Genomic DNA, 25,472 nt, shown 5'->3' on the forward strand with positions numbered 1-25,472 from the left:
AATCCCTCCGTTATATGGAGGGATTTTTCATGTTTCATATATGAGCCGTCCTGTCATTTTCGTATCATATCCGGATAATTGAGAAAGCTGAGACTTGAATTCCTCAGAATTAAGAATGTCCCGCACGCTTTGAACAAGCTCCCGGTTTTGTTTTAACACAACCACATCGTACTGCTCACTGATCACCGGGATAAAGTCCGTGCCTGCCATATGCGCCGCATGCTGCGACCCGACTCCGATATCCGCCTTTCCGCTTGATACTTGTGAAGCCGCTGACAGATGATCCGTGACAATGTCATGATATCCGGCGACATCAGACGGCGTGATGCCGAATGATCTGAGCTGTTCATCCAGCAGCACCCTCGCGCCTGATCCTTTTTCACGATTGACGATGCGGACATCCTTTTTGCTCATGTCCTGAAAGCCCTGAATGTTCAGCGGATTGCCCTTTTTCACATATAATCCGGCCTGACGAAGCACGACATGAAAAAGCGCAAACGGCTCACCTGAAAGAATGCGCTTCACATACGGGATGTTATACTGCCCCGTCTCCCCATCGTATAAATGCAGACTGACGATGTCACAGGCCCCGCGGTACATCTCGATCAGGCTGTTCAAACTGCCGCTGTACTTGCGGAGCGGAGCCGCCTGTATTGTTTGTTCCAGCTGTTTGCTGAGGAGGTCCATCGACACATCCTGCCCGCTGATGATAACGGACTGCCTTTTTTCCGGCTCCCGCCCGCGTGACGGGCCAGGCGCTTCTGCTGCGGATGGCTTTTTTGACATTCTCATGTTTGCTTTATATTGTTTTAAGTCCTCTTCATCGACCCTCATCTGTCTTCCGACCCTGTACGCCGGAATGAGTCCTTTTTTTATCAAATCATATACTGTCAGTTTGGAGACCTTCAAAAGGCCCGCAACTTCTTCTATTGTATAGGAAGTGGCTTCTGTCATATTATCACGCTCCGTTTTTATTATAACTGTTCAGATATTGAAAAAAAACCGCACCATCACGTACAATTGCGTTATAATTAGTTTGATCTAATGATATTTAGCTATAAGGGGTGCACAATGTTGAAAAAGAAAGCGACACTACTCACAACTGCGGCTATGGCCGTTTTCCTCGCAACTGCGGGCTGCTCATCCGGACAATCGTCCAAAGGCGGACAAAACGAAAAAGTCACGCTGACCGTTTCTGCGGCAGCCAGCGCTCAGGATGCACTTGAAGAAATCCAGACCAACTACGAAAAATCACATTCAAACGTAACCATTCAAGACAACTTCGGATCATCAGGCACATTGCAAAAACAAATTTCACAAGGCGCGGGAGCTGATTTATTCTTCTCGGCAGCCGAAGATAAATTCGAAAAGCTCGTTCATGACGGAGATATCGACAAAAAGGACAGCACGGATCTTTTGAAAAATGATCTCGTCATGATCGTGCCTGAGAAAAACAGCGCACACCTGACACATCTGAATGACCTGAAAAAAGACAGGACGGAAAAAATCGCGCTCGGCACGCCTGAATCCGTTCCGGCCGGACAATACGCCAAACAGTCACTGACGGCATTATCCCTGTGGGACAAGGTAAAAGATAAAGTCGTCTATGCAAAAGACGTCCGCCAGGTGCTTTCTTATGTTGAAACCGGAAATGTCGATGCTGGGCTTGTCTATAAAACAGACGCACTGATTTCGAAAAAGGTGAAAATCACCGATGAAGCACCGGCGAAAACGCACGATCCGATCGTGTATCCTGTCGGCATCGTCAAGGATACAAAGCACCGTAAAGAAGCAGAAGCGTTTTATCAGTATCTGCAGTCAGATGAAGCGATGAAAGTGTTTAAGAAATATGGATTTACTGCCAAGTAACATTACGGCTTCGGAGTTTTTCACTCCCGTCGTACTGTCGTTTGAGGTGGCTTTGGCGTCGGGCTTCGCCGTCATCATTCTCGGAACGCTTGCCGGCGCCTGGATGGCGAAAGCGCGATTTCCCGGAAAAACGGCTGTGGAGACCCTGTTTATGCTCCCGCTCGTTCTTCCGCCTACCGTTGTCGGCTTCATTCTCATTATCATTTTCGGGAAGCACAGCTTTATCGGCCGGGCGATTGAGCGGATTTTTCACCAGCCCGTCATTTTCACGTGGTCGGCCGCGGTGATCGCTTCGGCCATTGTCGCCTTCCCGCTTATGTATCAGTCCGCTAAAACCGGCTTCGCCGCGGTTGATGCTGACATCGAGGGAGCGGCGAAAGTAGACGGAGCCGGCAGGTGGCAGGTGTTCACCCGTATTTCCGTCCCGCTTGCCTTTCCCTCCCTCTTGACCGGAAGCATTCTCAGTATTGCAAGGGCGCTAGGTGAATTCGGAGCGACTTTAATGTTTGCGGGAAATATTCCCGGCGTCACCCAAACGCTGCCGACAGCGATTTACGTCGCGATGGACTCCGGCAATGAAACACTCGCCTGGGTGTGGGTGATCTGTATTGTGATCATTTCTTTTCTGATGCTGTTTTTCATCCAATTGAAAAAACCCGCTTGACCGATCCGCCTTCCGCGCACCTTTCACCGGGAGGCTTTTTGATTTAAAATCGGATGGTATATAATGAAACAAAAACACACAAAGGGTGCGGCTATGAAGATTAATGTCATTATCGCGGATGATAATTCTTTCATCAGAGAAGGAATGAAAATCATTTTGCATACATATGAGGAATTTACTGTATCGGCAACGTTGGAAAACGGACTCGAGGCGGCAGAGTATTGTAAGCACAACCCCGTCGATATCGCCTTGCTGGACGTCCGCATGCCGGTGATGAACGGCGTCGAAGCCGCAAAACGAATCGCTGAGGAAACGGATACGAAGCCGATGATCCTGACGACATTTGACGACGATGAGTATATTTTAGAAGCGATTAAAAACGGCGCGAAAGGATATTTATTAAAAAACACCGAACCGGAACGGATCCGCGATGCGATCAAAAGCGTTTTCAACGGGCACAGCATTCTCCAGGACACCGTGCTGGACAAAATAAAAGACAGCCTTTTCCGGCCGGCGGAAGCCGCGCATCAGATTAATGAAAGCCAGTTTACTGAAAGAGAGCTCAGCATCATGTCGCTTATTGCGAAAGGACTGTCGAACAGGGAAATTTCAAAACAGCTTTTCATTTCTGAAGGGACGACGGCCAATTATATTTCATCTATTTTAGGGAAAACGGGGCTTGAGCACAGAACGCAGATCGCCATTTTTTATATCACCGGGAAGGTGGATAACGGGCGTTGAACGGTATGGATTTTTGGATGCTGATGAGCAGACTGATCGCTATTTTTTATACGGCTTTTTTGTTCGTATCGGCTGACCGCCCTTACACGCCGTACGCCGTCTTGTTTCTGCTGCTTTATCTGTCTTTGGGCATCGCGGTCTGCATGATCAGGCCGCCCGTTTGGAGGCGCGGGATCACCCTCATGGCGCTGGCATTGACCGCTTGGCTTTCCGCCTTAGGCCATCCGGCGTTTCTGTTTCTTTTGCCGCCCGCCATTTTTGCGGTTCTTGCCGAATATCCGGTTCACCGCTATGTGTTCTGCCTGCTCGTGTTTTTGCCGTTTTTATTTATCCCGTACGGCGACCTTCCGACTTATATCGTCATGACCTTGTTCTGTCTGGCGATATTCGTTTTGGCCGCCCGGTCCGGCAATCGGCTGAAGAAATATGAAGAACAGTCGGACATCATGCGCTCAAGCATTGAAAAACTGACGAAACAGCTGCACAGCAGCACGGAATATATCAAACAATCGGAGTACACCGGCAAACTCGAGGAAAGAAACAGATTATCCCAAGCCATCCATGATAAAATCGGCCATTCCATGACCGGCGCGCTCATTCAGATGGAAGCGGCGAAGCGGATGCTCGGCTCCCATCCGGACAAAGCGGCTGAACTGCTCCAAAACGCCATTACCATTTCCAAAGAGGGCATAGAGGATATCCGCATAACGCTGAAAAATATGAAACCGCCCGCTGAACAAATGGGCATTCACAGATTAAGAACGTTTATTGATGAATTTTCGGCCAAAAACGGGATGCCGGTTCCGTTTACGCATCAAGGCGATTTGGACAGGCTGACGCAAATGCATTGGAGAGTCATTCAGGAAAACGTAACCGAAGCTTTGACCAATGCGATGAAATACGCCGATGCCACGCAGATTTTCATTGATATCCATGTACTGAATAAAGCCGTGAAAGCGGAAGTGAAAGATAACGGAAACGGCGCCGTCCGCTTTAAAAAAGGCCTCGGCATGCTCGGTATGGAAGAACGGGCGGCCGTCCTGCACGGAACCGTTATTTTTGACGGCACGGCCGGTTTTTCCGTCACGACATTGCTTCCGGTTGAATAAGTGAATGTTTTCATGTGAAAAATATGAAGATTCTCATGTCAAAGGAATGAACAGCTGCACTAACGGCCGTTCATTCTTTTTTTTATAATAAGAGCATCATAAGACATAGAGGTGGAAACATGAACATTTTGGAGCTCAAACAGCTGAGTAAGAAATTCGGTGATTATGCCGCCGTTGACCAGATGTCGCTTGCCGTAAAAGAAGGTGAGATTTTCGGGTTTCTCGGCGCAAACGGAGCCGGAAAAAGCACGACGATCAATATGATCTCAGGTCTTTTAAAACCTTCAGGCGGAGACATTCTGTTTCTCGGAAAAGATATTTTCAAATATAGCAAAGCAACGAAAATGAATATCGGCATCGTCCCTCAGGACCTCGCGATTTACGAAGAATTAAACGCCTATGAAAATGTGAAGTTCTTCGCAGGTCTGTACGGCCTGAGAGGAGCGGCTCTGAAAGAACGGGTCGAGGAAGCCCTGACATTCGTCGGCTTGAGCGATAAACACAAATATTTGCCGAAGCATTTTTCCGGCGGAATGAAACGCAGGCTTAATATCGCCTGCGCCCTTGCCCACCGGCCGAAATTGATCATCATGGATGAACCGACGGTCGGCATTGACCCGCAATCAAGAAATTATATTCTGCAATCAGTGAAAAAGCTCAATGAAATGGGATGCACGATCATCTACACGAGCCACTACATGGAGGAAGTGGAAGAAATATGCACGCGCATCGCCATCATCGACCACGGAAAAGTCATCGCCGAAGGCACAAAAGAACAGCTGACCTCCATCATTACCGACACGAAGGACGTCGTGATTGAGCTGTCATCCGGAAACGGCATCAGCCTCGGCGATATTCAGGAGCTGCCCGGCGTCAGAGCCGCCGCACTGGAAGAAAACAGCGTGAAAATCAGCTCTGACACAGGGGTCAACAATTTAAACCGCCTGATCCGGTACTTCATGGACAAAGGCATTGAAATCCGCTCCTTGCAGGAACAGGCCCCTGACTTAGAAACGGTATTTCTCACGCTGACAGGCAGAAGCCTGCGCGACTGACCCAACTGAAAGGAGGATTGCAAATGAATATTCTGCACATCGCCGGGAAAGAAATCAAAATCAGTTTCCGCGACAGACGGACTTTTATTTTCATGCTTGCTTTTCCGATTGTCTTCATGCTGATTTTCACCGCGGCATTATCTAACGCCTTTGATTCAGAGGTGACGGTCGGAAACATCAAGGTGGTATATACGGACCAGTCAAACGGCCCTCTTTCTCATGATTTTACTGAGTTTATGAAAGCCGCCAAAAAAGAGCATGTCTATTTTCAAAAAGCGGACACGGAGGCAAAAGGCAAAAACGAGGTTCGAGAAAATCAGGCGGATGCTTTCGTCACTGTAAAAAACACCGGGTTCCAAGTCTGTACAAATGACCGGAGCGGCATCAACGGCACGATCGTCCAAGGCATGCTGACCGCTTTTACCAATCAATACAAAGCAGGCGCCGCCGCTTACAAGGCGCATAAGGCACCTTCCGCCGGACAAATCAAAAGCGATTATATAAAGCAGACGTCTTTACACAAAGCGAAAGAACCGAAGGCGAAAGATTTTTACGCGATATCCATGACGACGATGATCGGGCTGTACGCCTCGATTTTTGCCAGCTCCTTATTCCGCGGGGAAAGAGTACGGCACACCGCGGATCGCCTGATCGCCGCCCCGCTCCGGAAAAGCGATATCTTTCTCGGAAAGATGCTCGGCATTTTGGCTGTGAATGTTCTGACGATTCTTGCCGTTGTCGCCTTCAGCAAATTTATCTTGAAAGCGAACTGGGGCAGCCACATAGGACTTGTGCTGTTGATTCTCGTTTCTGAAATTCTTTTGGCCGTCAGCTTCGGGCTCAGCCTGAGCTATTTGACCAGAAAACCCGAAAGCGCCAGATTAATCACCGTCATCATCGTTCAGGTAATGTCCATTATCGGCGGCGCCTATTACAAATATGAAGGCGGAGGAATTTCCGCCCTGTCGCCCTTATCCTGGATCAATAAGGCGATTAACAACATCATTTACGCAAATGATGTATCAGCGGCATGGCCTGCACTCGGTTTAAATACAGCATTGGCGGCACTCTTTTTGCTGATCGCCGCATTTACGTTTCAAAGACGGGAGGGACTGTAATATGAAAAACTTCTGGTGGCTGTTTGCACACACTCTCAAAGGAATTACAAAAAGCAAAAAACAGCTCATTCTTTATATCGGGGCTCCGCTGATCGGCGTCTTCCTCTCCTTCATGACCAATGCCAACGGCGGAGCCGAAACGCTCAATATCGGCATTCTCAATCAAGACGGCGGAGAAGTGGCACAGGATACGGTCACGTTTTTAAAAGGACTGGATCATGTGAAGATTTCGGAGGAAACGGCTGCGTCCGCCTCATCAAAGATCGCTTCAGGAAAAATGGAGGCGCTCATTACGTTTGAAAAAGGCTTCTCCCAAAGCGTAAAAGACGGGAAACCGTCTCACATCGGCATGACCTCGCTGAAAGGCGCCCAGGTCACCGGATATGTCAGCTCTTATTTGTACAATTATATGAACAGCGCCGCCTCAATCGGCAAATCTTCCGGCGGAGACGCGAAGGCCTTTCAGGCGATGTACGCCGATTTCAAGCATTCTCCGATTCAAACGGAGTCCGCTGTTTTACAAGATACATCGAACCATAAAGAAATGACTTACTCAGTCATCGGGTATCTCATTATCATTATGCTCTATTCCGCCGGCAACCTGACGGAACTGATGATTAAAGAAAGAGAAAACAGGACGTACTACAGGCTTCTGTCAACGCCGATCACGTCAAAGCAGTATGTATTGGCGAACGCGGCGGTGAATATGATCATCATGGCCGTCCAAATTCTATTCGCCGTTCTCTTTATGGGCGCCGCTTTTCATATTCATCCGTCATTCCCGCTGTGGCAGCTGTTCGTCCTGATGATGCTGTTTGCATTAAGCGCAATCGGGATCGCCTTTATTGCCGTCGGTTTTTCCAACAGCAGCTCTTCGGCATCGGCGCTTTTGAACTTGATCGTCGTGCCGACAAGCTTGCTCGCCGGCTGCTTTTTTCCGGGCAATATTATGCCGAAAACAGTGCAGACAATCGCCGAATTTCTGCCTCAGCGCTGGGTGCTTGATACGGTCGATCAATTGCAGCACGGCCGCACGCTCCAAAGCCTGACGCTGAACATCATCATTTTGGGAGCCTTCGCCGCCGCCCTGTTATTAATAGCCGCATACAGGTTCAGCGTAAAACGTCAGACACAGACATTTATGTAAAGAAAAACAGCCCCGTAAAGGGCTGTTTTTTCTTAGAACAGAAGCTCGTCCGGATTCGGTCCGACACGCTCGTCTTTGTTCAATGCGCTGATCTTTTCCATTTCTTCCTGTGACAGTTCGAAATCAAAAATATCGGCATTTTCTATGATGCGGTGCTCTTTAATCGATTTCGGAATGGTAACGACTTCGTTCTGAAGATCCCAGCGCAAAATCACTTGAGCAACCGATTTGTTATGTTTTTCCGCAATTTGTGACAGCACTTCGTTATCAAGGAGCTGTCCCTGCATCAATGGAGACCACGCTTCCACTTGAATGCCCTGCGCTTTGCAGAAATCTCTTACTTCTTTTTGAGTCAGGCGCGGGTGGAATTCAATCTGGTTGACCATCGGCTTGATTTCAGCATCTTTCAGCAGTTCTTCTAAATGATGCACTTGGAAGTTGCTGACGCCGATGGCGCGGATTTTTCCGTCTTTGTACAGCTTTTCAAGAGCGCGCCATGTGTCTTTATATTTATCCTTGCCCGGCCAGTGAATCAGGTAAAGGTCGAGGTAATCGAGGCCGAGGCGCTCAAGGCTTTTCTCAAACGCGTCAAGTGTCGTTTCGTATCCTTGATCTTCATTCCACACTTTTGACGTGATGAACAGCTCTTCTCTGGCAACGCCCGCAGCTCTGATGCCTTCGCCGACACCCTCTTCATTTTTATAAATAGCCGCCGTATCAATGCTGCGGTAGCCGTTTCTGATTGCCGCTTCGACGGAGTCCGCCGCTACGCTTCCGTTTTCCACCTTGAAGACGCCAAGGCCGAACCACGGCATTTCAACGCCATTATGAAGCTTTACAGTATCTTTTAAGCTTTTTGCCACGTTGAACCATCCTTTCTAGTCATTATGTAAACGGTTATTATTATCTCACATTTCCGCCGTAAGAAACCAATTATACGCTCATCGTTATCACAAAAACCATCTTTAGTGCCCAAGTACCACCAACGTTATTATTTTCCTATTTTTCAAAATTTACGGTTAATCGTGTAACTGTCCGGGTAAATCGCTACTGTAGCCACCACACAATTGAAGGAGGAAATCATATGAAACGTATGCGTATCCCGATGTCCGTTGCCCTTGGCGCCGCTTTGTCTCTGACTCCTCTGTCCTTTGTATCCGCAAAAGAAAACCCGGTCCCTCAAAACATGGCACAGCAATCATCAGATGTCTCAGCAAAAGATGTCGGATTAAACATTGACGTTGACCTGCTCGGCATCGGCAATTCGATTGCTGACGCGATTAAGTCGGCGCAAAACCGTGACGGCTTCGTCAAAAACTTAATGGAATCTTCATTCTACGCTTCCGGACAAAAATATAATGTCATGGTGTTTAATTTAAGCCAGGAATATGAAGATCATTTTAACGGCGTTCAGTTTTACGGTTCCGCCGTTTATGACGGCATCACGTACGGCATTTGGGTGTTTGAAGACGGAAGCTTCACCAACAAAGGAGATGGCGGCTGGATCAACTGGGCCTTCAGAGGCTGGTTTGACCGCGACGGCGATCACGTCGAATTCCATCGTCCGTAATCTAAAAAAGTCCGGCGAACAGATGCCGGACTTTTTTTATTCATCTCCGTCAAGCATGGCCGCTTCCACATCATTGATGTATTGGCGAAGCTCATGCGACATGTCGCGGGAAATTTCCCGCTCTTCGAATAATGTTTGGATTTCGTTGCGGATGGCCTGTACGGCCCGCAGTTTGATTTCGAGTTTTTGATTTTCAAAACGGCGGCTCGGACTCTGTTCGTGATACGAGTGCCCCAGCCTGAAAATCAAGTGATTGTAAAAAGAAATGACGGCAAGCGTCACATCTTTATTTTCTTCAGTCATGTGTTTTTTCAGGCTTTCAATGGCCGCTTTTGCCGTTTTAACCCTTGTGGAGCGAATGAGGCCTTCTTCATTTAAAATCGACATTTCCGGCTTTTTATGTTCGCCGAAAAAGATCCAGTACATCAGGCGTTTCAGCTTTTTCTTAGATAAGCCGACTTTAAACGGGTTCGTATACAGCACTTCCAGTTCATCAAACCGTTCCTGAAGGCTGTCAGCCGTTTCTTCCGGTATGTCGCCCCGCTCAATCAGCCGCAGCAATTCTTCCTGTTCTGCCTGTATCCCTTGGGCGCGGACTTTCCGCTCATCTTTTTTCGTGCGGTTTTTGACGGTGAACTGCTGAAACCTGAGATTTTTCATTTTCTCATTGTATTCGGCAATGACCGCAAAAGAAGCCGTTTTGTTTGTCTCATTCATATTTTCTTTAATGGCGGTTAAGGCAGCTTTTATCAGCTTCCGTCTCGCTGTCAGCAATTTGACTTTCTTCTCTTTCACATTGTCTTCCGGCTTATCTGTCAAAATCGGCAGTACGATTGTCGCCAGCACCAATGTGCACAAAATAACGCCCGCGGCTAAAAAGAGAATCAAATTCCGTTCAGGAAACGGTGAGCCGTCAGAGAGCACGTAAGGAATGGAAAAGGAACCCGCAAGCGTGACCGCTCCCCTGACGCCTGAAACCGAAATCAGCAGGGTCGAGCGCAGGCCGGGTTTATAAATGCTCTGATCCTTGTTAAAAAACCACTTGCCGTTCCAAAAAAACAGCACCCACAAAAACCTGAGAATCATTAACGTCAGCGTAATGACGATAATATACCCGATGACCATCATATTGTTAAACGCGGTATCATTAAAGATGACGGAAACCACGTCCGGTATTTGCGCACCTAAAATAACGAAAACAAGACCGTTCAGAATGAACAAAATAATATTCCACGTACTTGAAGAGACGATTTGCAGTTTGACCATTGTTGATTCAAGACGGTCCTGCTCCACCGCATGCGTGATGCCGCCGGCCACAACCGCTAAAATGCCGGAAACGCCGATTTCTTCAGCCGCGAGATAGATGACGAACGGCGTCAGAATTTGAATCAGCATATGCATCGTGACATCCTGCATGCCGAGGCGCCGCATAAACAGCCGGAAACGGATAATCAAAAAAGAAATGACGACACCGCTGAGTAAACCGCCGGCTGAAATCAGAACGAAACTGAAGGCGGCCTGCGCCAGCGAAAATGCGCCCGTCACGGCCGCCGCAATCGCAAATTTAAAAGCGACCAGGCCGGATGCGTCATTCATCAGTCCTTCTCCTTCAAGGAGACGCAGAATGCCTTTTGGCATCTTCACACGCCCTGACAGCGCGCTGACCGCGACGACGTCAGTCGGTGACAGGATCGCCGCCAGCCCGAACGCGGCGGCCAGCGGAATGCTCGGAATCATCCAATGAATCGTGTAACCGCCGACAATCACCGTGGCAAACACGAGCCCGAGCGCAAGCAGCAGAATCGGCGCTCTTAAATTCCAAAGTTCCGCACGCGGCGTCCGTTTTCCATCGTTAAAAAGCAGCGGCGCGATAAACAAAACAAAAAACAATTCAGTATTCAGTTCAAAATGAAGCCCCTGCGGAAATGACGCCGCAATGATACCGAGCGCCACCTGAATCAGAGGCACCGGGATAAAGGGGACAAACCGATTTACGATATTTGAGATCGCGATAATGGTTAAAAGTACGAGTACGACTAAAAATATGTCCAAAGCTGACCTCCTTCATCTGCTGCATCATATCATTATTGCCTGTTCTCTGCCCTTGTCAAAGGCCGGAGCCGATGATCGGGCAGATTCAATATATTTTCCGCACGCAACCATTCTTCTTTTATTTTACCCGTTTTTATTTAAAATTTCTCATAACGCGCTCACGGCGAACTTTTTTTGCCTTCAGCTACATTTTTTCCGGAAAAAGAAAAAGCCTGTTTTCTCTGAAAACAGGCTTTTTCGCAAGCTGCGTCATCTGTTTCATGACGCGGGGCAGCGTTTATGCTGCTTAGCAAAGGATAGAGAACCACCGCCAGTGTGTCTCTATCCTTGGTTTTAAGAGCTCATCTTATTCGTGAAAATTCGTGCCGTCTGTCGTCGCTTTAATGATGCCGGCGCGGATGACGAAATCGCCGAAGTGTTCGCCTTCCTCACGCTCTTTCGCGTAGCGCGGGAGAATAGTGCGAAGCTCACTCAGAATTTCCTCTTCACCGATATTTTCCCGGTACATTTTGCTCAAACGGCTGCCGTCAAACGCCGCTCCTAAATACATATTATATTTTCCGGGCGCCTTTCCGATAAATCCGATTTCGCCGAGTGCATGGCGGGCGCAGCCATTCGGGCACCCGGTCATACGGATGGTGATTTCTTCATCCCGCAGCCCGTTTTCGTCAACAATGTCTTCAATCTTATCAATCAATTTCGGCAGATACCGCTCGGCTTCGGCCATGGCGAGCCCGCATGTCGGAAGCGCGACGCAAGCCATTGAACTGCGGCGGAGGGCGGAATGCTGCCGGCCGTCTGTCAGACCGTATTGTTCGATTAATGCGCTGATTTGTTTCTTTTTCTGGCTCGAGACATTGCCGATAATCAGGTTTTGATTAGAAGTGAGACGGAAATCCCCTGTATGGACTTTGGCGATTTCACGCAATCCCGTCATCAGCTTATAATTCTCATAGTCCGTGACGCGGCCGCCTTCGATAAACATCGTAAAGTGCCATTTCCCTTTTACGCCCTTCACCCATCCGTAACGGTCGCCGTTATGGTCAAAATGATAAGGTTTCGCTTCATCCAGCTGCCAGCCGAGGCGGTTTTCCAGCTCGGCTTTTACGTTTTCCAGCCCGAGACGGTCAACGGTGTACTTGAATCGGGCATTCTTTCTGACGGAACGGTTTCCGTAATCGCGCTGAATTGTAATGGTTTTTTCCGCTACATCATACAGCTGCTCCGGTTTGCAGAAGCCGATGACTTTTGAAAGCTGCGGATAAGTGGCCGTATCGCCGTGCGTCATTCCCATACCGCCGCCGATTGCCACGTTGAATCCGATAAGACGGCCTTCCTCCACGATGGCAATGAAGCCGAGATCTTGAGAAAAGACATCGATATCATTGGACGGAGGCACGGCGATTCCGATTTTGAATTTCCGCGGCAAATACAGCGGCCCGTACATCGGTTCCGTTTCCGTGTCAGGAGTTCCCGCCACACGTTCTTCATCAAGCCAGATTTCATGATAGGCTCTCGTGCGCGGAAGAAGGTCATCGCTCAATTTCTTCGACCATTCGTATACTTCCGCATGAATTTCAGACTGATGCGGATTTGAAGCGCACATGACGTTTCGGTTGACATCTCCGCAGGCCGCAATGGTATCAAGCAGCGCCGCATTGATTTTCTGAATCGTTTTTTTCATGTTCCATTTTAAAATTCCGTGCATTTGGAACGTTTCACGCGTTGTCAGCTTCAATGTATTGTTTCCGTATTTTTGCGCCAGTTCATCCATGACAAGCCATTGTTCCGGAGTTGACACGCCGCCTGGCATCCGGACGCGCAGCATGAACTGATAAGCCGGTTCAAGCTTTTGTTTTTGACGTTCATTACGGAGATCGCGGTCATCCTGCAAGTAGCTTCCGTGATGCTTCATCAGCCGGTTGTCATCGTCCGGGATGCCGGCTGAAATCCGGTCGAGCATGACTTCTTTCAATGTGCCGCGCAAATAATCACTTTTTTCTTTAATTTCCTCAACATCACTTGGAGGGCCTTCCGGCGCTTTTAAAATGTTGTTCACCATGCTGAATAAGCTCCTTTCAAACCAAAATCAATATACGTCACGCTGATAGCGTTTTTTCTGCTGCATGTCTGCCAGGAAGCTTTCCGCTTTTTCACGGCTCATGCCGCCTTCTTCCTGAATGATATCGAGAAGCGCCTGGTGCACGTCATGCGCCATATGCTGTTCATCACCGCAGATGTATACGGCGGCTCCCTGCTGCAGCCATTCATACAGCTCTTTGCTTTGTTCTTTCATGCGGTGCTGCACATATACTTTTTCCTCCGAATCCCGGGAAAAAGCGACGTCCATTTTTGTGAGAACACCGTTTTGCAGCCATTTTTGCCATTCCGTCTGGTACAGAAAATCAGTGACAAAGTGCTGATCCCCGAAAAACAGCCATGTTTTCCCTTCAGCTCCGGTTTCTTCACGCTCCTGCATAAAGGAACGGAACGGTGCGATGCCTGTCCCCGGCCCGACCATAATGATCGGTGTATCCGGATTTTCCGGCAGCTTGAAGTTTTGGTTGTGCTGAATGTAAATCGGAAGCGTATCTCCCGGCTGGAGTCTTTCCGCACACAAAATGCTGCACACGCCTTTGCGTTCTCTGCCGTGCGCGTCATATCTGACCGCTCCGATTGTCAGATGCACCTCTTCCGGATTCGCTTCTAAACTGCTTGCGATCGAATAGAGCCGGGCCGGCATTTTACGCAGGATAGAAAGAAAGTCTTCCGCGGAAGCTTCCCACGGACCGAAATCCCGGACGAGATCAAGCAGATCACGGCCGTTGGTGTATGCTTTCAGCTGCTCTTCGTTTCCTTCGGCCAGAAGTTCACTCAGCTTTTGATCAGCCGTAAACTGTGCGGCCTTTTGCAAAAGCGGCTTTGTTAAGACGGTAATTTCAAAATGAGAAGTAAGCGCGTCTTTCAGCGGACGGCGCTCTCCTTGTTTATTCACCGCCACTTCCTGTTTCGGGTCCCATTTCAGCTCATTGATCAGCTCATCAACGAGCGCCGGATCATTTTCCGGATAGATGCCGAGGCTGTCTCCGGGCTGATACGCGAGGCCCGATCCTTCAAGCGAAAGCTCAAGATGACGTGTTTCTTTATTCGAACCGCGTCCGTTCAGATTGATGTTCTCAAGAACCTCCGCCCGAAACGGGTTCGTTCTGGAATATACGGATTCACCGAGAGCGGGCGTCTCGGCAGGCGCTTCGGCTGTTTGATTTCCCGCTCCTTCGTTCAAACCGCCGATAACCGCGTCAAGCCATTCCGAAAACGGCTCATCATAATCAAGATCGCAATCAACCCGCGGCGCAAGCTGGGTGCCGCCGAGCTCTTGAAGACGCTCGTCAAACTCTTTGCCGGTCTGGCAGAAAAATTCATACGAGCTGTCCCCGAGCGCCAAAACGGAGTAACGGAGCGCTTCAAGCTTCGGCGCGCGTCTGCCGTGAAGAAATTCATGAAAGGCCAGCGCGTTATCCGGCGGATCGCCTTCTCCGTGCGTGCTCACCACGATCAGTAAATTGTTTACTTTTTTCAGATTATTCGGCTTAAAATCGTTCATCGACGCGACGGTGACCTGGAATCCCCGTTCCTCAAGCGTCTTTACCGTCTGTTTCGCAAGACCTTCCGCATTTCCCGTTTGCGATCCGTATAATACGGTCACTTCTTTCGAGACTGCCGGGCTTTCAGCAGGAGCCGGAGCAGCGGGCGCGGCTGTTTCACCGGATTCGGACCGGGACGCAGCCAAATAACCGCTCAGCCAGATTTTCTGTGATTCTGTCAAGGTCGGCAGAAGGCGGTTAAGGAGCTCTGCCTGCTCCTGATTAAACGGACTGTTCATGACCTGAAGTTGCAACGATATCCACCTCACAAGGAATTAAACGTAACGTACGTTATTTCTATAGGAATTGTCAAAATAATATTCTAATTGAAACTTTACCGAAAGTTTGTATGTAAGTAAAATATATAATCATGATGACAACGATTAAGATTACTAATGATAAAAAGCCCTTTGCACTCGGCAAAGGGCTTATACGAATAAGCCGGCGGGCACTTCTTTTATAAAAGGAGAGTGTTCTCCCGGAGACAATACGGTCAAATGATGCATCGCCCGCGTACAGGCCGTATATAACAGCTTACGGTCATGTTCGCTTTTGTACTGGGCAGCAGAGGCGTCAGCGGCAATGACGGCGTCAAACTCAATGCCTTTTGCCAAATAAACGGGAATGACGCATACCCCTTTTTGAAAAGGCTGGTTTTCTTTATTGATCAAGCGGACACCGCTCTCGGCGCTGACTGCCTGAAACACTTTTTTGGCTTCCGCGGCCGTTTTGCAGATGACGGCGACCGTCTCCCAGCCTTTTTGTCTGAGCTCCCGGATTGTATCCGTCAATTGTTCCTGCCGCGCATTTTCTGTATCCGTCCGCAAAACACGCGGTTTTTCCCCGTTCCGGTTAAAAGGCTCAATGTCATCGCCGTCAGCCAGCAGCGCTTTCGTAAATTCAACAATCTGCCGCGTCGATCTGTAAGTCCGCTTCAGGCTGACATACTTTTCTGCACCATTGCGAAAGCAGCCGGCGAGGGAAGAAGGGCCCGTAATGGTGTGGGCATAAATCGACTGGCTGACATCACCGAGCACCGTCATCTTTGCCGCCGGGAAGATGCTTTGAATATACGTGAGCTGAAATGAGGAATAATCCTGCGCTTCATCAATGAAGACGTGCTTCATTTGTGTGTTTTTTCTTTTTCCTTCTAGCAGATCCTGCAAATACAGATACGGAGCGGCATCTTCATACAGAAGCGACCGTTCTGCAAATGCGTTTCTGGTCAAAGCGCCGATGCTCTCCCAATGATCGGGCTTTTCATCAGCTCCCCAGTCTGAAAACAGCCGGAGATACATCCGTTTTATATCGAGAAAGCCGAGCCGTCTGACGGCCTGCTTAATCGGTTTAAAGGCTTTCCCGACAATAATGGCTGCAAGCAGGCGCTGTTCGCGCTGATGGTCGTCAAATGCAGGTTCATCATCTGCCGCCTGCTTCTTGAGTGTTTGATAAACCTCAGCATAGTCTTCCTTATCAAGCAGCTCGCTCTCCTGCAAGACCCATTCCTTCTTACGCTCCTTTTTTTCGAGAGCTCTGATTTCCGCGAGAAGCCATTCCGCCGTCAGCTCCGCTCTGTTCGGAATCGGCAGCTGCTGATCAAGCGAATAAAAATAGGCTTCAATCCGCTCTTTTGAAATCAGGATGTCTCCCCGAAAGCTGATCTGTTTACATATCAGGCCGGAGACCGAAAGCGACCCGGCATAGCGGTCAATCAGGGCCTGGAAAGCTGGTGACGCTTTGTAAGCAATGGCTGCGAGCCTTACGGAAAGTGCGTCCTGATTTTGTTCAGTCAGGCAATATTCAAGCTGCTCGTACGGGCTTTCACAATCAAACTTTCGTCCGAGACGGCGGATGATATATTCCTGAAAGGTGGCCTGCTCCATATTCTCTTCTCCCAGTTCCGGCAATACGGCGGAAACATAACTGTTAAACAAAATGTTCGGGGAAAACAATACAATCTGACGGGCATCAAGCACCCCGCGCCCGCGGTACAGCAAGTAAGCGGCCCGCTGAAGCGCCGCGGATGTTTTCCCGCTCCCGGCGGCTCCCTGAACGATGAGATATTTGCTTTTTTCATCACGGATGATTTCGTTCTGTTCTTTTTGGATGGTTGACACGATGTTTTTCATATGCTGTCCGGAATGACCGCTCAGCACCTCTTGCAGCATTTCGTCACCAATCGTCATATCCGTGTTAAACATCGCTTTAAGCGTCCCGTTTTTAATGATGAACTGCCGCTTCAGTGTGATGTCTCCCTCTATCGTTTCTTCCGGAACTTCATAGCGGGCTTTTCCCGGGGAATATTGATAGTAAAGAGATGAGATGGGCGCGCGCCAATCATAAATGAGAAATTGCTCGTTGTTTTCATCCATCAAAGAAGTCAGCCCGATATAAATCCGCTCGGAAGAGGACTCCCCTTCTTCCGTAAAATCGACACGGCCGAAGTAAGGAGAGGTTTTCAGCTTTTGGATTTTTTGAAGCTGCCGGTATTGAAGCCGATGCGTCCGTTCACGTTCTGAAAGCATTTCCGCCTGCTGTTTAATGCTTGAAAATGTCTCAGCCGCTTCATGGGCGTCATCCATATTCACGGTGACATCATCCCAAAACGTTTTTCTCAGGCCGACAATATCCTGCTTCAATCCGCCCGATGAGGCTTCAAGATGAGTTTGTTTCTGTTCCAGTTCCTTCATGACAAAATTGATTCTTTCCTGCTCTTCTTTCCACTCTTTATCACGTTTTGCCATCAGCGGCACCTCCGACATCAAGCTGACAAGTCCGGCTTTCATCATACAAACATATATGCAACATATTATTCAGCATTATGGTCAAATACCCTTTTTCTTATCATATCGGGCGTCTTTTTTTATCAGAAGCCGTTATGCAAAAAAAACCGATTTCGTTTGTGAAATCGGTTTTTTTACTGATCTATATGATAGGAACGATTCGGCAGGCGCCACCTGAACACATAACTGCAGATGCGGCATGCCACAAGCACAAGAAACAGCACATACAAACCGGCGGCATCCCCGGCCCAGCCGAGGCCCACGATTAACCCTCCGAGCGCGGCCCAGACTGCATAAATTTCCGCCTTGAGCACAAGCGGCTTTCTGCCCGCGAGCAGATCCCGTATGATGCCGCCCCCGCTTCCGGTCAGGACCGCTGCCGCAATCACCGCACTGAGCGGATGGCCCATTTTCACGGCATATAAAGCGCCTTGGATGGCAAACGCCGATAGCCCGATGGCATCGGATAGGTTGCCCCATTTACTCCAATGTCTTAACAGCAGCTTCGGAAACAAAAAGACAATCGTAACTGATGCGAGAGCGATTTGAAAAAACGCGCCTTGCTCCCACAAGGCGGAGACCGGAACACCGATCAGCAGATTTCGGATGGCTCCTCCGCCGAACGCCGTTACAATCCCCAAGATATACACGCCTAAAATATCATACTCCTCTTCCATCGCAACAATCGCTCCGCTGACCGCAAACGCAATGATGCCGATTACACTAAGCAGCTCCCAGGCCATTCCATATGCTCCTTTTTATTTGTTAAATTTTCTGACGACCATTAGATTTTATAATCGCTTTCTCTTAAAATCAACCTTATTTTTGAAAGATTCTGATTCCTAATCCGGGACAACCTCACCCGCAACCGCTGAGAGCGAGAATATTTTCCTATTTTATACTTTAATGGAAGGTTTATTGGAAGTTTCATTGAATACTTTCTCTAACAAAAAGGGGGTTATGAGATGAAAATCAGTTCACTTGTTTTTCCTGTTTTATTGGCCGCCGGATTAATTCCCGGCCTGCCGTCAGCCGAAAGCCATACGCATTCGCACACTCATGCGGAGCCGGCGAAAACGGTATATACGGACCCGCTTCCGAAAGCCGATCATTTTAAAGATCTGAAGGGCCCGGTCCAAGTTGAACAGACGGTTGACACAAAAATTCTGGATGAGAACGGCAAGCAGGTCGGCACGAAACGATTCAATGCCAATGTCAGTCAGGATAAAGCCTCAACTAAAGCCAGCACGGGCTCCCAGAAGGTCAGAGTGCTGGCGGTGGCGGACGCTGAATACCGCGCCAAATACAGCGACTGGCAAACGCGAATCGTCCAGATCGTGGAGCAGGCGGATGTCGCTTTTAACCGTGATCACAACATTGATTTCGTCGTACAGGCCGTTCAGGCTTGGAATTCCTCCGGCTCAAACAGTTCTCAGATTTTATCGAATCTCCAAAGCAGCTTCAGAAATCAAAATTATCATTTTGTCGTCGGTTTTACCGCAAAATCAAGTTTTGACGCCGGCGGTATCGCGTATGTATATAACGGCAAACCGAGCGGCCCGGCTTTCAGCGTGAACCTTGATCAAGGAACGGCCAACACGGCGAAAGCGGCACAGCACGAGTTTTCCCATAACTTCGGACTTCAGCATGACGCCCAAGGCAGCGGCATCCGCTGCGTCATGAATTATGATTATGCCTATTCCGTGGATATTTGGGACAGCTCCCATAACAGACAGATTGCGACAAACAAAGCTTGGTACAGATAATAGAAAAAGAGCCGCTCCCCATGGAGCAGGCTCTTTATTTTGCCGTGCGTTCCGTTTTGACAAAACACATGCAGATAATAATGAGAATAAATGCCGTCAATGCCAAGAAAGGAATGGTAATGAAACCGAACCAGTTAATATATTCAGATGAGCAAGGCACGCCGTACACACACGGCTTGATGCCGCTGAAACCGGGCACCTTCTGCTCAAGGTAATGCATGGTCGATATAAACGCGCCGATGACGGCCATCGGCAGCACATATTTTTTCACGCGCGTGTCACCCTGGAAGGTGGCGATTCCTAAAATCAGGACAAGCGGGTACATGAGAATTCTTTGATACCAGCACAGCTCGCACGGTATGAATTTTCTGATCTCGCTGAAATAAAGGCTGACGAGCATGGCAGCAAGAGCTATCACCCAAGAAGCATATAAAAATACGATTCTATTTTTCATTTTTCAGCTCTTTCTTAATCGTTTTTGAAATCTCCTCATAATCAGAGAATTCTTTAATCACTTTGTCATTTACGTAAATCGTCGGTGTCGCCGTAATGTTTAATTTATCATTCAGGTCAGTGTCAGCTTTCAGCTCTTTTGCGAAGGTTTCTTTATCAAGGTTTTCCTTCAGCTTGTCAGGATCAACCTTTTTCGCGGTGCTTTTGACCGTTTTTTCAAGCAATGCAGGCGTGACCCATTCCTGTTCGCTTGACGGCTGCTCTTCAAACAGCTTTTCATGGAAAGCCCAGAATGATGCCGGGTCTTCCTTCCACACCTCTTCTGAAGCAAGTGCCGCCAGACGCGAGCCGCTTCCGTGGTACATGACGTTCACAAATGAAAATTTCACGTCGCCTTTATCGATAAAATCTTTTTTGATTTTCGGAATGATATCGCTGTTAAATACTTTGCATGACGGACATTTGTAATCTCCGAATTCAACTACCGTAACAGGCGCGCTGTCTTTGCCGAGCACGGGCTGTCCTTTAATGGAAGGCTGTTCGGCGACTGTTTCGCCCGCTTTTTCCGTTTGGTTGTTAATAATTACGATGGCCGCAAATAAAACGACAACGATTAACGTCAGAATCACCGCAAATTTCGCAGACGATTGTTTCTTTTTCACTCAGACACCTCATTGTTTTTAAAATAAAAAAGAAGCGGATGCCGGATGGCCCGCTTCTCTATTTTACCAAGACAACCTTGTTTAAGAAAACCCTGAAAAATGAATTATCTTTGACAATTATTCCGCTTTCACTCTCATGACGCGCATCGCGTTGGCAACGGCGATCAGCGTGACGCCTACATCTGAAAAGACCGCTTCCCACATGGTGGCGAATCCGAATGCGCCAAGCAGGAGAAAAATGATTTTTACACCTAAAGCAAATCCGATGTTCTGCCAGACGATCCGGCGTGTGCGGCGTGCAATCCGGATGGCTTCGGCTGCTTTTGACGGCTGGTCTGTCATCAGGACGACATCGGCCGCTTCGACGGCGGCATCAGAACCGAGAGCCCCCATGGCAGCTCCGATGTCAGCTCTGGCAAGCACAGGCGTATCATTAATCCCGTCGCCGACAAACATCAGTTTTTCATTCGGTGAAAGCGCCGCTTCAAGTTCTTCGACGCGGTCTACCTTGTCACCCGGCAAAAGCTCTGTGTACACGTCATCAATACCGAGCTCTCGGCCGACAGCTTCTCCGGTCTGCTTTGAATCACCCGTCAGCATCACTGTCCGCTTCACGCCGAGCGCTTTTAAATTGGCAATGGCCTGTTTGGCGTCCTCTTTGATTTCATCTGCGATCACGATCGCCCCCGCATACTGCTGATCAACGGCGACATAAACGACGGTTCCGTTATTTTCAGCTGTGCCGGAAGCGATTTGTTCTTTTGCCATCAGTTTTTGATTTCCGGCCAAAATCGTTGATCCGCCGGTTTTCACCCGAATGCCGTGTCCGGGTATTTCTTCATATTCTTCAATCTCCTCAGCCGCTAACGGTTGATTGTAAGCTTCACGGATGGAAGAAGCAATCGGATGATTGGAATGGACTTCTGCAAGCGCGGCTGCATGAAGCAGGCTGTCATTCGTAAATCCTGCCGCCGGTTTGATATCAGTCACGGCGAAATTGCCTTTCGTTAAGGTTCCCGTTTTATCAAACACGGCGTATGCCACCTGATTGAGCGCTTCTAAATAGTTGCTGCCTTTCACGAGCACCCCTGCTTTAGACGCAGCCCCGATACCGCCGAAAAACCCGAGCGGAATGGAGACGACGAGTGCGCACGGACAAGAAATCACAAGGAAAATCAGCGCGCGGTACACCCAGTCGGATAGCGCGGCTGAAGGCACGAGAAGCGGCGGTAAAAAGGCGAGAAGCACCGCAACAATGACAACGGCCGGTGTATAGTACTTGGCAAACTTCGTAATAAAGTTTTCCGTTTTCGCTTTGCGTCCGGCCGCATTTTCGACCAGATTCAATATTTTTGACACGGCAGAGTCTTCATACCCTTTAGAGGTTTCAATATGAAGCACGCCGTTCTGATTCATAAATCCGGCCATCACCTCTTGCCCCGGCTCCGCTTTTCTCGGCACGGATTCGCCCGTTAAAGCGGATGTATCCACCATCGAGGAACCGCTCAGCACCTTTCCGTCCAGCGGAATCCGTTCTCCGGGATTCACGACGATGACCTGTCCGACTTTGACGTCCTGCGGAGGAACGGCAGCCATGCCGTTTTCCGTTTTCACATTGGCGTACTCAGGACGGATGTCCAATAACGCGCTGATCGATTTTCTGGATCGGCTGACGGCCGCTCCCTGAAACAATTCACCGATCTGGTAGAACAGCATGACCGCGACGCCTTCCGGATATTGATGAATGATAAATGCGCCGATTGTGGCAAGCGCCATCAGAAAATGCTCATCAAATACCTGGCCGCGGACAATATTTTTTCCCGCTCTGGCTACGATATCGCCGCCGATGATCAAATATGAAGCAAAAAAGAGCAGAAACTCAAGGACGGCGCCCGTGTGCGCGAAGTAAGCGATGACGGCCAAAACGGCGCCCGCCGCCAATCTCACTAACATCAGCTGCAGCTTTTTGCGGTATTCATCCTCACCGGGTTTGTCTTCGTGCTTCGAACGAACGGTCACATGAGGATCAATGGACTTTACTTTTTTCGCGACTTCGTCTTTCATCCATTGCTCGTTTTTCCCGCCGGCTGAGACCGTGATGGTGCTTGCCGCAAAATTGACAGCACAGCCGTCTATGCCGTCAATGGCTTTTACGCCGTTTTCTATTTTTTTTGCACAGTTGCTGCAATCAAGTCCGTCTAATACAAATTCACCTTTGGCTGCTTTCATTTTCGACTCACCCTACTTTCCGTAATAGGATTCCCATAACATCAATACAGCTAAACGAATTTATATATATGAACATATACTCATATATGTGTTTTCTCTATTATATGCAGGCTTTGAATAAAGTGTCAATAAAAAAGACAAAACCGGCATCAGCCGATTTTGTCTTTTTTCACCTTCTGTAAACGCAAGGCATTAAGCACGACCGATACCGAGCTGAATGCCATGGCGGCGCCTGCCACCCACGGAGCCAGAAAGCCGGCTGCCGCAATCGGAATGCCGATGCTGTTGTAGCCCAATGCCCATCCTAAATTCTGCTTGATGTTTCTCATGGTCAGCCTGCTCATGCCGATGGCGTCGGCAATGCCGTTCAGGTCTCCGCGGATCAGCGTAATGTCCGCTGCTTCCATTGCGATATCGGTGCCGGTGCCGATGGCCATCCCGATATCGGCCACAGCCAGCGCCGGAGCATCATTGATGCCGTCACCGACCATCGCCACGCGCCGGCCTTCTTTTTGCAGCCGGGAAATTTCCGCCGCCTTTTGTTCGGGAAGCACTTCGGCGATCACGCTGCCGATGCCCGCGGCTTTTGCAATGGCTTCCGCGGTCTTTTTGTTGTCACCGGTCATCATGATGACGTCAAGCCCCATATCATTCAGGCGTTTCACCGCGGCCGGAGATGTTTCTTTGATGGTATCGGCGACTGCGATAAGCCCCGCCGCTTTGCCGTCTGCCGCAATAAGCATCACCGTTTTTCCTTCCGCCTCCAAGCGGGCCATGTGCGGAAGCAGCGCCTCATGTTCAATGTGTTCTGATTCCATCAGCCGTCTTGATCCGGCTAGAATCGTTCTGCCGTCAGCCTCTGCATAGATTCCGGAACCGATCCGGGCTTGAAACCGGGTGATTTTCGGGATGGAAATCCCCCGGTTTTCGGCTCCTGACACGATGGCTTCTCCAAGCGGGTGCTCTGATCCCGTTTCGGCGGTCGCCGCCAGCCGCAGGAGTTCCTCTTCGTTCATTCCCGCTGCCGGTACGGCGTCTGTCAGCACCGGTCTGCCGTTTGTCACCGTTCCGGTTTTATCCAGTACGATGGTCGTCAGACGCTGGGTCTTTTCTAGATGCTCCCCGCCTTTAAAGAGAATGCCGAATTCAGCTGCGCGGCCGGAGCCCGCCATAATGCTCGTCGGAGTGGCGAGGCCCAGTGCGCACGGACAGGCAATGACAAGCACGGCGATGAATTTGCCGATCGCTTCAGAAAACTGTCCCGGCGCCGCCCATACATACCAAATGAGAAAAGTCAGCACGGCCAGCCCCAGCACAATCGGGACGAAAATGCCTGAAATGTGATCCGCGAGCCGCTGAATGGGGGCTTTTGATCCTTGGGCTTCTTCCACGATTTTAATAATGTGTGCAAGCGCGGTATCTTTCCCGACATTCACCGCTTTGATTTTGAGAAAGCCGTTTGCATTGATCGTCGCCCCGGTGACGGTGCTTCCGGGAGACTTATCGACAGGCATGCTCTCTCCCGTAATCATCGATTCATCAATCGCGGAATGGCCTTCAATCACTTCGCCATCGACAGGAACGCGTTCTCCAGGTTTCACGTATACGATATCCCCCGCCCGGACCTCGTCAATCGGAATCACCTGTACTTTGCCGTCCCGCTCAACCGCCGCCGTCTTCGCCTGAAGCTTCATTAACTTTTTAATCGCTTCTGATGAGCGGCCTTTTGCTTTCATCTCTAAAAGCTTTCCAAGCAAAATCAAAGTCAGCAAAATGGCGCTCGTTTCATAATAAAGCCCCTCAGCATGTCCGTCTCGTCCGAGAGACGCAATCGTCATGTACAGGCTGTATGCGTAAGCGGCCGTCGTTCCGAGCGCAACGAGAACATCCATATTGGCGCTTTTGTTTCTCAGCGCCTTGTACGCTCCCATATAAAAAGGCCAGCCGATGACAAGCTGCACCGGGGTGGCAAGCGCGAATTGCAGCCACGGATTCATCAGGATATCCGGCATCCAGATAAAAGAAGTAAAAGAAAAATGGCTGACCATCGACCATAAAAGCGGAAAGGAGAGAACGGCAGAAAATATGAGCCTGATCAGCTGCTTTCGCTGCTCTTTCTCCTTTTGGGATAATCCGCTGTCTCCATCAACCGCTTTCTTCCCGTCTAATCGGTAGCCGAGTTTTGCCACGGTCTCTTTCAGCTCTTTCGGTGTCACCTCTTTCGGATTGTATTCAACGGTGACTGTTTCCAGGGCGAAATTCACCGGTGCGCTCACAACGCCCTCTGTTTTGTTCAGGCGCTTTTCAATCCGGTTGGCGCAAGCGGCGCACGTCATGCCTTCAATCTGAAAATCGGTTTTTTCCGTCACGACGTGATAGCCGAGTTTTTCAATTTTATCCTTTATGGCGCCAGCTTCGATTTTGTCAGGCTGATAAGAAATATTTGAGGTCTCAAGCGCAAGATTGACGGAAGCGTCATTGACGCCGTCCATCCGTTTCAGCCCTTTTTCAATTCTTGAAGCGCAGGCGGCGCATGTCATGCCTCCCACCTGAATGGTCATCTCTTTCGGTTCACTCAATGTCCTCATCTCTCTTCATAAACCCCACGGG

General features: G+C 49.2%; 20 protein-coding genes. 9 read left to right on the plus strand and 11 right to left on the minus strand.

All coding sequences use genetic code 11. The annotated features are described in order from the left end of the window. Positions 1 to 27: 27 nt before the first annotated feature. The gene (locus tag VP472_RS16200) at positions 28 to 954 is read right to left on the minus strand and encodes a substrate-binding domain-containing protein (RefSeq protein WP_146275489.1); all 927 of its coding nucleotides are present in this window, start codon (positions 952 to 954) and stop codon (positions 28 to 30) included. A gap of 117 nt (positions 955 to 1,071) precedes the next feature. Between VP472_RS16200 and modA the strand changes: the two genes are divergently transcribed. The 7 genes from modA (at position 1,072) to VP472_RS16235 (ending at position 7,703) form a co-directional block, all read left to right on the plus strand. Next, positions 1,072 to 1,869 carry a molybdate ABC transporter substrate-binding protein gene (modA, locus tag VP472_RS16205; protein WP_070082359.1) on the plus strand — a complete coding sequence of 266 codons (798 nt, stop codon included), beginning with the start codon at positions 1,072 to 1,074 and terminating at the stop codon, positions 1,867 to 1,869. Then, the gene (gene modB, locus VP472_RS16210; protein WP_070082360.1) at positions 1,850 to 2,533 is read left to right on the plus strand and encodes a molybdate ABC transporter permease subunit; all 684 of its coding nucleotides are present in this window, start codon (positions 1,850 to 1,852) and stop codon (positions 2,531 to 2,533) included. Before modA ends, modB begins: the two co-directional genes overlap by 20 nt. A 93-nt stretch (positions 2,534 to 2,626) precedes the next feature. After that, positions 2,627 to 3,274, plus strand: coding sequence for a response regulator transcription factor (locus VP472_RS16215; RefSeq protein ID WP_070082734.1), 648 nt, complete (start codon positions 2,627 to 2,629; stop codon positions 3,272 to 3,274). A 5-nt stretch (positions 3,275 to 3,279) separates the two neighbouring features. Further along, on the plus strand, positions 3,280 to 4,383 hold the full coding sequence (locus VP472_RS16220) for a sensor histidine kinase (RefSeq protein WP_025649276.1): 1,104 nt from the start codon (positions 3,280 to 3,282) through the stop codon (positions 4,381 to 4,383). Between the two features lie 119 nt (positions 4,384 to 4,502). Continuing rightward, complete coding sequence (locus VP472_RS16225) at positions 4,503 to 5,438, plus strand: ABC transporter ATP-binding protein (RefSeq protein WP_015240573.1); 936 nt, start codon at positions 4,503 to 4,505, stop codon at positions 5,436 to 5,438. 23 nt (positions 5,439 to 5,461) lie between these two features. Further along, positions 5,462 to 6,556: an ABC transporter permease gene (locus VP472_RS16230; RefSeq protein WP_146275491.1), complete on the plus strand. Its 1,095-nt coding sequence runs from the start codon at positions 5,462 to 5,464 to the stop codon at positions 6,554 to 6,556. A 1-nt stretch (position 6,557) separates the two neighbouring features. Beyond that, the gene (locus tag VP472_RS16235; protein WP_146275493.1) at positions 6,558 to 7,703 is read left to right on the plus strand and encodes an ABC transporter permease; all 1,146 of its coding nucleotides are present in this window, start codon (positions 6,558 to 6,560) and stop codon (positions 7,701 to 7,703) included. Between the two features lie 32 nt (positions 7,704 to 7,735). Here the strand turns inward: VP472_RS16235 and VP472_RS16240 are convergent, their stop codons facing one another. Continuing rightward, a complete protein-coding gene (locus VP472_RS16240; protein WP_007410023.1) occupies positions 7,736 to 8,566 on the minus strand; it encodes an aldo/keto reductase in 831 nt (276 codons plus the stop codon). Between the two features lie 221 nt (positions 8,567 to 8,787). Here VP472_RS16240 and VP472_RS16245 point away from each other — a divergent pair, with 221 nt between their 5' ends. After that, positions 8,788 to 9,273: a hypothetical protein gene (locus VP472_RS16245; RefSeq protein ID WP_020954314.1), complete on the plus strand. Its 486-nt coding sequence runs from the start codon at positions 8,788 to 8,790 to the stop codon at positions 9,271 to 9,273. A 36-nt stretch (positions 9,274 to 9,309) separates the two neighbouring features. Here the strand turns inward: VP472_RS16245 and VP472_RS16250 are convergent, their stop codons facing one another. From VP472_RS16250 to VP472_RS16270, 5 genes are all read right to left on the minus strand, one after another. Further along, the gene (locus VP472_RS16250) at positions 9,310 to 11,325 is read right to left on the minus strand and encodes a Na+/H+ antiporter (protein WP_077722834.1); all 2,016 of its coding nucleotides are present in this window, start codon (positions 11,323 to 11,325) and stop codon (positions 9,310 to 9,312) included. Positions 11,326 to 11,671: 346 nt separating this feature from the next. Next, positions 11,672 to 13,387 (minus strand): assimilatory sulfite reductase (NADPH) hemoprotein subunit, encoded by a 1,716-nt coding sequence (gene cysI, locus VP472_RS16255; protein WP_052827842.1) that lies wholly within the window; start codon positions 13,385 to 13,387, stop codon positions 11,672 to 11,674. Between the two features lie 27 nt (positions 13,388 to 13,414). After that, positions 13,415 to 15,223 carry an assimilatory sulfite reductase (NADPH) flavoprotein subunit gene (locus VP472_RS16260; RefSeq protein WP_146275495.1) on the minus strand — a complete coding sequence of 603 codons (1,809 nt, stop codon included), beginning with the start codon at positions 15,221 to 15,223 and terminating at the stop codon, positions 13,415 to 13,417. Between the two features lie 174 nt (positions 15,224 to 15,397). Beyond that, positions 15,398 to 17,713 (minus strand): RNA polymerase recycling motor HelD, encoded by a 2,316-nt coding sequence (gene helD / locus VP472_RS16265; protein ID WP_146275497.1) that lies wholly within the window; start codon positions 17,711 to 17,713, stop codon positions 15,398 to 15,400. A 173-nt stretch (positions 17,714 to 17,886) separates the two neighbouring features. Further along, positions 17,887 to 18,495 (minus strand): trimeric intracellular cation channel family protein, encoded by a 609-nt coding sequence (locus tag VP472_RS16270; RefSeq protein WP_007410017.1) that lies wholly within the window; start codon positions 18,493 to 18,495, stop codon positions 17,887 to 17,889. 222 nt (positions 18,496 to 18,717) lie between these two features. Between VP472_RS16270 and VP472_RS16275 the strand changes: the two genes are divergently transcribed. Continuing rightward, a complete protein-coding gene (locus tag VP472_RS16275; protein WP_014305811.1) occupies positions 18,718 to 19,518 on the plus strand; it encodes a zinc-dependent metalloprotease in 801 nt (266 codons plus the stop codon). Positions 19,519 to 19,552: 34 nt separating this feature from the next. Here VP472_RS16275 and VP472_RS16280 read toward each other — a convergent pair whose 3' ends face one another. The 4 genes from VP472_RS16280 to VP472_RS16295 form a co-directional block, all read right to left on the minus strand. Further along, positions 19,553 to 19,972, minus strand: a complete 420-nt coding sequence (locus VP472_RS16280) for a disulfide oxidoreductase (RefSeq protein WP_014418879.1) — start codon at positions 19,970 to 19,972, stop codon at positions 19,553 to 19,555. Next, positions 19,962 to 20,633: a disulfide bond formation protein BdbD gene (locus tag VP472_RS16285; protein WP_025853852.1), complete on the minus strand. Its 672-nt coding sequence runs from the start codon at positions 20,631 to 20,633 to the stop codon at positions 19,962 to 19,964. The genes VP472_RS16280 and VP472_RS16285 overlap by 11 nt, the downstream gene beginning before the upstream one ends. Before the next feature lie 117 nt (positions 20,634 to 20,750). After that, on the minus strand, positions 20,751 to 22,862 hold the full coding sequence (locus VP472_RS16290) for a heavy metal translocating P-type ATPase (protein WP_071543372.1): 2,112 nt from the start codon (positions 22,860 to 22,862) through the stop codon (positions 20,751 to 20,753). 149 nt (positions 22,863 to 23,011) lie between these two features. Continuing rightward, complete coding sequence (locus tag VP472_RS16295) at positions 23,012 to 25,441, minus strand: heavy metal translocating P-type ATPase (RefSeq protein WP_146275499.1); 2,430 nt, start codon at positions 25,439 to 25,441, stop codon at positions 23,012 to 23,014. Between the last annotated feature and the right edge of the window lie 31 nt (positions 25,442 to 25,472).

It is taken from the genome of Bacillus sp. MT(2024), assembly GCF_036362845.1.
Taxonomy (GTDB): domain Bacteria; phylum Bacillota; class Bacilli; order Bacillales; family Bacillaceae; genus Bacillus; species Bacillus velezensis.

Coding starts and splice junctions, on each gene's coding strand:
- VP472_RS16200 (WP_146275489.1), bottom strand. CDS start 954: ATGACAGAAGCCACTTCCTATACAATAGAAGAAGTTGCGGGCCTTTTG.
- modA (WP_070082359.1), top strand. CDS start 1,072: ATGTTGAAAAAGAAAGCGACACTACTCACAACTGCGGCTATGGCCGTT.
- modB (WP_070082360.1), top strand. CDS start 1,850: ATGGATTTACTGCCAAGTAACATTACGGCTTCGGAGTTTTTCACTCCC.
- VP472_RS16215 (WP_070082734.1), top strand. CDS start 2,627: ATGAAGATTAATGTCATTATCGCGGATGATAATTCTTTCATCAGAGAA.
- VP472_RS16220 (WP_025649276.1), top strand. CDS start 3,280: ATGGATTTTTGGATGCTGATGAGCAGACTGATCGCTATTTTTTATACG.
- VP472_RS16225 (WP_015240573.1), top strand. CDS start 4,503: ATGAACATTTTGGAGCTCAAACAGCTGAGTAAGAAATTCGGTGATTAT.
- VP472_RS16230 (WP_146275491.1), top strand. CDS start 5,462: ATGAATATTCTGCACATCGCCGGGAAAGAAATCAAAATCAGTTTCCGC.
- VP472_RS16235 (WP_146275493.1), top strand. CDS start 6,558: ATGAAAAACTTCTGGTGGCTGTTTGCACACACTCTCAAAGGAATTACA.
- VP472_RS16245 (WP_020954314.1), top strand. CDS start 8,788: ATGAAACGTATGCGTATCCCGATGTCCGTTGCCCTTGGCGCCGCTTTG.
- cysI (WP_052827842.1), bottom strand. CDS start 13,387: ATGGTGAACAACATTTTAAAAGCGCCGGAAGGCCCTCCAAGTGATGTT.
- helD (WP_146275497.1), bottom strand. CDS start 17,713: ATGGCAAAACGTGATAAAGAGTGGAAAGAAGAGCAGGAAAGAATCAAT.
- VP472_RS16270 (WP_007410017.1), bottom strand. CDS start 18,495: ATGGCCTGGGAGCTGCTTAGTGTAATCGGCATCATTGCGTTTGCGGTC.
- VP472_RS16275 (WP_014305811.1), top strand. CDS start 18,718: ATGAAAATCAGTTCACTTGTTTTTCCTGTTTTATTGGCCGCCGGATTA.
- VP472_RS16280 (WP_014418879.1), bottom strand. CDS start 19,972: ATGAAAAATAGAATCGTATTTTTATATGCTTCTTGGGTGATAGCTCTT.
- VP472_RS16290 (WP_071543372.1), bottom strand. CDS start 22,862: ATGAAAGCAGCCAAAGGTGAATTTGTATTAGACGGACTTGATTGCAGC.